Source organism: Pelatocladus sp. BLCC-F211, assembly GCF_041928655.1.
Taxonomy (GTDB): Bacteria; Cyanobacteriota; Cyanobacteriia; order Cyanobacteriales; family Nostocaceae; genus Pelatocladus.
The window spans coordinates 1-8,290 of sequence record NZ_JBHFLM010000124.1 but is presented as its reverse complement, the minus strand read 5'-3'; the positions used below and the strand labels follow the sequence as shown (position 1 = coordinate 8,290).

The following is an 8,290-nucleotide window of genomic DNA, read 5'->3' as shown; positions in this document are numbered from 1 at the left end:
TTGGGTTACTCTGCGAGAAGCCGCGCAGGGCGCGTCTACGTTCCTCAAACGCCAGGTGCTACAACTCTTGGGACCCCCGCAACGCACTGGCTCCCCAACCTACGCTAGTTTTAGTTTTTAGCCTTAACTGAACCGTATTGACTTATCATTGACATTTACCTTATAGTCTTTAAGTACTAATAACCACTTTCCCAAAGAATATTTTTCTGTTTCATTGACTAATAACTTCAATCCCAAAAGAAAGAACTATTTTGACAAGACAACTATCTAAAGGCGTGTCTTTCTTGATTTCATAAGCTATGGGTGGGATTAAGTGCAATATCGGTACAGATGTTAGCACCTACAACAAGAGAATGAAAAATCAACCACTGAGCAAACAGATACACACAGATGGATCATGAGTTTGCTATTAAGTTAATCACCTTATCCCCGATCCCCGATCCCCAATCACTTCGTTTCCATCCAATTATCGCCGGCGCGTACATCTACTACCAAGGGAACACTTAACTGTACAGCATTTTCCATCACTGACTTAATTTGGATTTGTAATTCTTCCCATTCTTGTGGAGGAATCTCAAATACTAATTCGTCGTGAACTTGCAGTAATAATCGTGCTTGGTAATTTTGCAAAATTTCATGCAGCCTCACCATCGCAATTTTGATGATATCAGCGCTAGATCCTTGAATTGGGGCGTTAGCAGCAGAACGTAATAAACCAGTATCGTAATTACCTAAATTCTTTAATTTACCTAAATCAATATCTTCTGGGTTACTGCCTTTTAATTGACGTAGGCTATTGGTGGTAAACTCAAAATAACGACGTCTACCAAGAATTGTTTCTACATAACCTTGAGCGATCGCTTGTTTTTTTAATCCCTCTAAACATTCAAAAATTTTCGGATAACGTTTGCTAAATCGCTTGATAAATTCGTTAGCGAGGTTTCTATCCACACCTGTTGAACGGGAAAACTTCAGCGAACCCATACCATAAATCACACCAAAGTTGATCGTTTTTGCTACCCGTCTTTCATCTGATGTAATATCTTCTTTTTCAAACATCAGTCTCGCGGTAACAATATGAATATCTTCGTTATTTTGATAAGCTTCTACTAGTACTGGTTCTTGACTCAAATGAGTGAGAATTCTTAACTCTATCTGAGAGTAATCAGCAGCAACCATTAACCAACCAGATTCTGGTAGAAACGCCTTGCGAATTTGGCGACTAAAAGCAGTGCGAATCGGGATATTTTGTAAATTTGGATTAGAAGAAGATAGTCTACCTGTTGATGTCGCTGCTTGATTAAAATCGGTATGGACTCGCTTTGTATCGGCGCGCACCAATGTTGGTAAAGCATCCACATAAGTAGACTTTAATTTTGCCAGAGTCCGATATTCAATAATGGCATCAATAATACCTGTGGTGTCTACCTCTCGTAATCTTTCTAGGGTAGCTGCATCTGTGGAATATCCTGTTTGAATTTTGCGAGAATATTTAGTACTTAACCCCAATTTTTCAAACAATATTTGACTCAATTGTTTGGGAGAACCCAAATTAAATTTTTCTCCGGCTATGTCATAAGCTTGTTGTTCCAGTTTTGCTAAATCTGTTTCTAATTGTTGTGAAAGTTCGTTTAAATAAGCTGTATTGATGTGAATACCATTGTATTCCATGTCTGCTAACACAGGTTCCAACGGTTGTTCTACATCCATTAATAGCTGATGCAAAGCTGGTATTTTCTCTAATTCTGCACGCAATTTTGGTACTAGTTGGAATGTCGCCCAAACTTGCAAACCACAGTAATCGGCTATCTTGTTAATCTCTATATCAGCAATGGTTTTACCTTTGGGAACCACATCTAGATAATTTTTAATCGTCAATCCTAAATGTTTTTGAGCCAAGTCACTCAAATTATGGCTACTATCAGGATTGAGGACATAACTAGCCAGCATAGGGTCAAATACTACCCCAGCTAACTTAATTCCTTGACACTTGAAAACTAAGCGATCAAATTTAGCATTTTGAAAAGTTTTGGGATAATTAGCACTTTCCAAAATTGGGCGTAAAGCTTGTAGTGCAATTTCTTTATTTAAATTTTCTCCGGTTCGATGATTTAAGGGAATATAAGCTACTTCATCTAAGTTGGTTCCCCAACAACAACCAATTCCTACTAATTCTGCATCTCGTGGTTCTAAATCATTAGTTTCAGTGTCCCAAGCTATGGGTAAATTTGAGTCAGTAAATTCTTGTAATAACTTCACTAACTCAGTTAGCTTTGCTTCTGTATCAATGATCCGCGGTTGAATGATCGAAGTATTTTGTTGCTGTTGAATTTGTTCTGTTTCCGCAGCACTGAAAAACCACAAATCTTCATCATCTGTAGAGATGTGAAATTTCGCATCTATAGCTTCTGTTGCTGTTGTTTCTGTTGTTGCTGTGTCTGATATTTCTGTAACACTACCACCAAACTTTTGCTGGAGTTGGTTAATTTTGCCTAAAAAATATTTAAATTCTAAGTTTTCTAAAATAGGTGTCAGAACATTACTATCAAAACCTTTTAATTTACAATCTTCTAAATCAATCTCAAGGGGAACATCAAGAACGATCGCAGCTAAGAATCGAGATTTTTCGGCGTCTTCTTTGCCAGATTCTAATTTTTTCTGAGTTGCGCCTTTAATTTTACTCAAGGAAGCATAAATTTGCTCAAGGGAACCGTAGGTATTTAGCAATTGAACTGCTGTTTTTTCACCTATGCCCTTGACACCAGGAATATTATCTGATTTATCACCACAAAGAGCTTTATAATCAATTACTTGTGATGGCAAAATGCCTAGTTTTTGTTTAACTTCTTCCGGGCCAAATTCGCTGATACCGTTTGTAGATGTGGAACGCTTCAGCGCATCCGGACTAAAATACAAAACACTAATTTCTTTTTCAGGATCGATGAGTTGAAATAAATCGCGATCGCCTGTGAGAATCTTGACTTTATACCCAGCAGCAGTTGCTTTTTGCGCTAAGGTTCCCAGTACATCATCTGCTTCGTAACCAGGAGCGGTAAGAATTTTCAGATTGAATCCATCCAGCAACTCATGTAAGTTTTTCAGATCGGGAACAAAATCTTCTGGTGTACCTGGGCGATCGGCTTTATAAGTATCATCGGCTTCGTGGCGGAAAGTTGGCAAGCCTAAATCAAAGGCCACTGCAATTGCTTGTGGCTGTTGCATTGTCATGACTTCTAAGAGACACTTTAAAAAACCAAAACATACGCTGGTCGGAATTCCGGTTTTGGTTCGCAGTCCACCGTCTCTTCCTTTGGCGAAAGCAAAGTAGGAACGAAATGCTAAGGAGTGTCCATCTATCAAAATGAAGGTGGGACGTGTTGCAGTTGAATTGGAGGGTGTTGTTTGGGACATAGAATTTATTTTAACCAGCAGCTTTGATTGCTTTATCTGACCAGTAGGAGGATTTTAGGTGATTTCTTAACTAGAGACTGATAACCTCTTACTGGGACTTTACAGTTATTGCTCACCAAATTTATGCAAAAAGCATCTGCTACTCAATTGAAATCAGCTGCTGTTGTGGGTATGGCTACAAAAGAAATTAAACTGCTGGTTCTAGATATAGATGGAACTATTGCCGGCGAATCTAACAATATCAATCAACCCGTCAGGGAAGCAATCACCGCGGCAAAAGCAAAAGGAATTCAAGTCGCGATCGCCACTGGTAGAATGTTTCGTTCTGCTTTACGCTTCCATCAAGATATTGGTTCTACTCTGCCTTTAGTAGCTTACCAAGGAGCCTGGATACAAGATCCAGCTTCTCAACAAATGCATCAACATTTACCTGTTTCTAGGGAAATGGCTCATCGGCTATTAGACTATTTTGAACAACCAGAATTGCGATCGCTTTTATCTGTTCATTTTTACGTCAACGATCAACTCTACGTCCGCGAAATCACAACCGAAACTCAAGTCTATTCAGAACGTTCTGGTATTGCGCCCATTGCAGTCGGTGATTTACGCCAAGTTTTAACCGATCATGAACCAACAAAAGTTCTGGCTTTGTGCGACGACAAAGACATTATTGATAATTTACTTGGTTCTTTACGCCTTCAATATACGCCTGCGGAATTATATTTGACAAAATCCGTTGCTACATTTTTTGAAGCGACTCATCCTTTTGCGAATAAAGGTATGGCAGTGCGTTACCTGGCTGAAGAATTGCTAGGATTACAACCTAGTAACGTCATGACTATTGGCGATAACTTTAATGATTTAGAAATGCTAGAGTATGCTGGTATTAGTGTCGCGATGGGTAATGCACCACCCCAAATCCAGGCGATCGCTAGCTGGATAGCTCCCACTATTGACCAAGATGGGGCAGCAGTGGCAATAGAAAAGTTTTTGCTATCGTAGTAGCTGTTGGTTGTTATTTGGAACAACCCAACTAACCATTAATTACTATAAAGACGTGCCATGGCACGTCTCTACAAAATTATTTTCTACTCACAAAATACTAAAAAATCAGAAAGGGCGCCGACGACTGGCCGTGTTTCGTCTCGGCACCCTTGCTGGTTCGCTCCTCACACACCAGCTAATATATCTTAGGTGATTAAGCCAGTCAATACTTGTTACAAAAGTTTTGATTTCTTTCATTTTTATCTGTTGTTTGATGTTTGTGGTAGTTAGTTTTTACTTGCAAACAACATCAATTCATAATTCCCAAAGAGCAAAAATATTAAGCTTTTCTTCCAACAGTCGTCTTAAAACCGATTGAGTGGCTAAAACTAGACCCAGTCTAGCTTGGGCTAGTTCTGGTGAATTGGCTTTTATTTCACCCCAAATTCGACAGTCGCGCCAAAAGTTTTCAAACGCTTGACTTAAAGCAAGTGCTACTTTTTCCCATTTCACCGCAGCACCAGAGTCAGAACACTCTAGTTCGTCAACTACTTTGACTAACTCGCTGATCAAGCAAAGTTCAGTTGGGTGATGAAAACGCTGTTCTTGCCGATTGTTAAGCCAAGGTATAGCGTCCCCATAAGTAATTAATCCCTCTTGCTCACCCAACCGCAGCAGTGAGCAACAGCGCACATGGGCATATTGAACGGGAAATAGGGCATTGGGCATTGGGCAACAAGTTCTTAATTTTGACTTTTGACTTACCCTACCCTGCGGGAACGACTTTGTCGAACGGGAAGCCGCTTGCGCGTCTATGACTTTTGACTTGTTTTGTCCCCCTTCTCCCCCTTCAAGGAGATGGGTGTCCCACCGACTTTCTGTAAGGCTTTGTAACCAATCAGCCAACACAGGGTGAGCCAATTTTAAATGAATCCAACCAGGTGGAACTATTTGAATGCTGACAACTCCAACCGAGTTTGCCGATAAATGAGAAGCGATCGCGTTGGCAATCTCCATCGGTGGAATTTTCTCATATTTTGCCAGTTGTAGTGCTAACCCTGTGATGTAAAAAACCTGATTATTATCTCTACCTTTAGAGAGAGGAAAATTTTGATTTATTGGGCATTTGCTTTTTATGATATTCGTATAAATACTTAGCTCTTCTCTTAAATAACAGTATATTAACTGCTTAAGAGCTGCGTAGTTAGTTACTAGTAGCTTTTTATGCACTTACTTTACTGATATTAGGCATCCGTTTCCAAACTATTGATTTTATGTCATCTGTCTTTAGGCAGAACTTTAATTTAATCAAAGAAAAATTAGAAAAATGCAAATTTTTTTTGAAACTGAGTAAATTTTACTACCATCATTGTACAGTAGGAAGTATAACAAAAGAGTAGGAACTAAAATTCCTCTCTTTGCATGGCTGGCACTGTTAGGTGTCAGGCCTAACCTGCCAACGAGAAGACACTCCTTGCACCTTGTTATGACCTCTTTTTGTCTTCAGCCGAACGCTCTTTGTTACCTATGCAATCTCCATCCTCCTTTTCTGAGGCATCACGGCCTTTCTTAACTTGGCAACGCATTCTTGATTGGGCTCAAGAACACTACCGCTGCCGCACCTTTAGCAAAGATGAACGCATTCCAGCCCGTCCTGGATTGTTGTATTTAGTGCAAAGGGGTGCAATCCGCATGGTAGGAACCGCCCAAGTGAGTGCAACAGCAAGTCAGTTAACGTCCCGACGCATCAACAGAACTCCGGAAGAAGCCTTCTTAGGATTTGTGGGTGCAGGACAGCCCTTTGAAATTGTTGCTCAATCACCATTCACGCTCCAGGCTTACGCCCACGTTGACCAAACAGCGGTGCTGTGGATGTACTGGCACGATTTAGACAACTGGCCTCACTTCCGACGTGAAGTTATGGATGCCTTTAGATATCAGCACCAGCGTAAACTGCTGTGGCTGAGTGCTTTAGGGCAACGCCGCACGATTGACCGACTCTTAGGATTCCTCACATTGTTGATTGAGGAATATGGAGAGCCGGCAATGAGTGAAACCGATCCAGAAGTGATTCGTGGCTATTGTTTACCTTTCCCCCTCACTCATGCCCAAATTGGCAGTGCCATTGGTTCGACTCGTGTTACCGTCACCCGTTTGATGGGCAAGTTGCGTCAGCGCGGCTTAATCCTCACCCAGGGAGATAATTTGATTTGCTTGCCAGCAGAATCGATTAACAGAGCCGGCTAAAGCACAGTTGCCAAATTCTTTGATGAGAAGTCGCCCTACCAGATAGGAATAGCGCCCACCACCGCTATCCTGACGGGAAGGCGTAATCCTCTAAAAGAATAAAACCACCTAAAAAGTTCTTAGGCGCTTAATAGAGGGTTCTAGGGGTGTCTATTGGCAATCTTGCCACTTTGTAGTCTGTCTCTGACAGGTGTCAGCGAATTTTGACAAAACCAGCTTGGGAAATCAATTCCTGTCCCTGCTCAGTCAGCAGCAAGTTGGCATAAGCGACACCCGCTTGCTGCTCGGTTTGATCATTCTGTTTGACCACCACAAACAGATTGCGGGTAATTGGATACTTTCCAGATTGGAAAGCCTCAATGTTCAATTTGTTTCGTCTACCAGGACACTCAGAAGGGAGGACAATGGGGTCTTGGTAGGGAGCAATATATTGCCCTTGCATTCGCCCCAAAGGCAAGGGTTTAATTGAACATTGAGGAACAACTTCAGGGGCAGAAGCGTAATATATGCCACCAGGGCTACTAGCCACTTTATTTAGGGCTTGGGTGGTGGTGGCAACAAGCTCCACATTAGAGCTGAAATCTTGACCACCCAAGATGTCTTGGACAAATAATTCTACAGTCCCGCCATCACTAATGCGGCGAGAGTATGCCTTTATAGGGATATTAGACCCACCCACTTGACTCCAATTTGTGATTTTGCCTGTGTAAATAGAGCGTAACTGGTCTACTGTTAGTCCTGGGATATTAATGTTAGGATTTACTGCTACTGCCAAGCCATCAATTGCTACAGGAATTTGTTGCAAAGTAAATCCACGCTGTTTAGCACGGTTAAGTTCTTCATCTAGAATTGGTCGAGACGACTGAGCAAAGGCTAATTGACCATCAATTAATGCTTGGATACCTGTACCAGAACCAGGATTACCGCTGATAGGCTCTACATAACGCAAGCGAAACTCTGGCCGTGCTGCTTGAATTGCTGGATCAACGGCGAGTCGCACGGTTGCCCAAGAGGTGCTACCTCCATAGTTGAATAATCCTGTAGGGACATTTTGAACAGAGGCAAAATTATTGCCACTTGATTTTGGCTGAGTGATATTGGGAGTAGTGGAATTAATCGGTTGAGGTTTGGTAACTTGATTAAAGTTAAGACTTGTTTTTCTGGTGAACCACCAAAAGCCGCCCCCAATCAAGCCAACAGTGATTAATAAAGACAATATCAAAATTGGCGTTTCATTTTTTTGTGACATAGTCATTTACCAATTGTTAATAGTTTGTTGTTAGTGATTGTTGATTACCAACAACAAACAACAAATTCAATAAATTATCTAATCCTGACAAATCCAGTTTTAGCAATTAATTCTTGACCTTGGTTTGTCAGCAGCAAATTAGCATAGGTTTCTCCTGCTTGCTGATCGGTTTGATTGTTTTGTTTGACAATCACAAATAAGCGTCTGGTAATGGGATATTCACCACTCAAAAAGGCAGGTGCATTGAGTTGGTTGCGCTGTTGTGGGCATTGTTGCAGAGAAATAAATGGTTCTTTGTAGGGTGGAATAAATTTATCTGCTGTTTTTCCTAGTGATAAAGGTTTAACACTACATTGTCCGACTACTTCTGGCGCCGAAGCGTAATACATACCACCCGGA

5 protein-coding genes and 1 pseudogene are annotated in these 8,290 nt (G+C 41.1%); 2 read left to right on the top strand and 4 right to left on the bottom strand.

Annotated elements, in window-relative coordinates; genetic code table 11:
• Positions 1–447 precede the first annotated feature (447 nt).
• Positions 448–3,411, bottom strand: coding sequence for a DNA polymerase I (polA, locus tag ACE1AT_RS15420; RefSeq protein WP_374869781.1), 2,964 nt, complete (start codon positions 3,409–3,411; stop codon positions 448–450).
• A 123-nt stretch (positions 3,412–3,534) separates the two neighbouring features.
• Between polA and ACE1AT_RS15415 the strand changes: the two genes are divergently transcribed.
• The gene (locus tag ACE1AT_RS15415; RefSeq protein ID WP_374869779.1) at positions 3,535–4,413 is read left to right on the top strand and encodes a Cof-type HAD-IIB family hydrolase; all 879 of its coding nucleotides are present in this window, start codon (positions 3,535–3,537) and stop codon (positions 4,411–4,413) included.
• A 297-nt stretch (positions 4,414–4,710) separates the two neighbouring features.
• Here the strand turns inward: ACE1AT_RS15415 and ACE1AT_RS15410 are convergent, their stop codons facing one another.
• Positions 4,711–5,625 carry a DALR anticodon-binding domain-containing protein gene (locus tag ACE1AT_RS15410; protein ID WP_374869777.1) on the bottom strand — a complete coding sequence of 305 codons (915 nt, stop codon included), beginning with the start codon at positions 5,623–5,625 and terminating at the stop codon, positions 4,711–4,713.
• A gap of 297 nt (positions 5,626–5,922) precedes the next feature.
• Between ACE1AT_RS15410 and ACE1AT_RS15405 the strand changes: the two genes are divergently transcribed.
• Positions 5,923–6,642, top strand: coding sequence for a Crp/Fnr family transcriptional regulator (locus tag ACE1AT_RS15405; RefSeq protein WP_016863057.1), 720 nt, complete (start codon positions 5,923–5,925; stop codon positions 6,640–6,642).
• Between the two features lie 193 nt (positions 6,643–6,835).
• On the opposite strand, the gene ACE1AT_RS15400 is transcribed toward ACE1AT_RS15405, so the two are convergent.
• On the bottom strand, positions 6,836–7,891 hold the full coding sequence (locus tag ACE1AT_RS15400) for a PstS family phosphate ABC transporter substrate-binding protein (RefSeq protein ID WP_374869775.1): 1,056 nt from the start codon (positions 7,889–7,891) through the stop codon (positions 6,836–6,838).
• Positions 7,892–7,965: 74 nt separating this feature from the next.
• A pseudogene (locus ACE1AT_RS15395) lies at positions 7,966–8,290 on the bottom strand (phosphate ABC transporter substrate-binding protein); the annotation flags it as partial.